Annotated in this window: 1 protein-coding gene; it reads left to right on the forward strand. The window is 29.5% G+C overall.

The window, feature by feature from the left end:
- The first annotated feature begins 89 nt into the window (after positions 1-89).
- Complete coding sequence (locus tag TY07_RS17000) at positions 90-1145, forward strand: IS1595 family transposase (protein WP_042403092.1); 1056 nt, start codon at positions 90-92, stop codon at positions 1143-1145.
- The last annotated feature ends 70 nt before the right edge of the window (positions 1146-1215 follow it).

Consider the following 1215-nt stretch of genomic DNA (forward strand, 5'->3'; position numbering starts at 1 on the left):
GGCTTTGTTTTAATAAACTGTTGAAATTTGATTAACCTCTATAAATATGGTTATAATATATAATATAACTACTATTTAGGAGGTTTTTTATGCCAAGAGTTAATAATGTTATTCAGCAAGTTTCACAATTAAATACATATGAGCAAGAGAAGGTATTTGATTTTTTAAAGACTGTATTGATGTCAAATGGAATAACTAACTCTATAGATGAAGAAATCGCTGAAAATAGATTTAACAAGGGGAAGTGCTGTCCTTTTTGCAATCATGATAAAATATCTAAGTATGGAAAATATCATGGTAAGAATGGCGTTAAACAAAGGTATAAATGCCAAAATCCAGAGTGCAAGAAAACTTTCAATGATTTTTCTAAATCCCCAGTTTCAAGTAGTAAAAAGGGATTAGATAAATGGCTACTATATGCTCAATGTATGATAAATGGTAACACTATTAGGCAATGTGCCGAAATTGTTGAGATTAATATTGCAACAGCTTTCTTTTGGAGACATAAAATTATAGACGCTATTAGAAAATTTATTGGCTACGGCTCTCTTGAGGGTGTTATTGAACTCGATGAGACATACTTTGCCCTTAGCTATAAAGGGAATCATAGCAAAAGTTCTAATTTTACTATGCCAAGGGAATCAAGAAAGCGTGGTAAAGAAATAAATACAAGAGGTATATCAAAGGAATTTGCCTGTGTATTATGTGGTGTAGATAGATTAGGAAATATATATACTGGTTTAATATGTGATGGCAGACCTAACTATACTGATATAAATAGGGCTTTATCAGAGGTTGTTGAAGAAAATTCTATTTTATGTACTGATAAACATAGGAGTTATATCCCATTTGCGGCTCAACATAATTTTGAATTACATCAAATTAGGGGCGGGAGAAAAACTGTGGATATTTATAATATTCAAAGAGTCAATGCTTTTCATAGTAGCTTAAAAAGATGGATAAGAAAGTTTAATGGTGTTTCAACCAAGTTCCTAACAAACTACCTATTTTGGTATAAATGGACCCAATTATTTAAAACAGAAATGGAAAGGAATAAACCTAAAAAGTTCTTTATTCATGCTAATTCAACACATTCTGTATCTTTAATAAAGGATTTTAAGATTAGAAGACCAATATATGTATAAAGGTAAAATTTGTTTTAATTTTACTATTTTTAGTGTACAATAAATATAATGATTGATGAACAATTGTATT

Source organism: Clostridium saudiense (assembly GCF_000577815.1).
GTDB classification, from domain to species: domain Bacteria; phylum Bacillota; class Clostridia; order Clostridiales; family Clostridiaceae; genus Clostridium; species Clostridium saudiense.

Coding starts and splice junctions, on each gene's coding strand:
- TY07_RS17000 (WP_042403092.1), top strand. CDS start 90: ATGCCAAGAGTTAATAATGTTATTCAGCAAGTTTCACAATTAAATACA.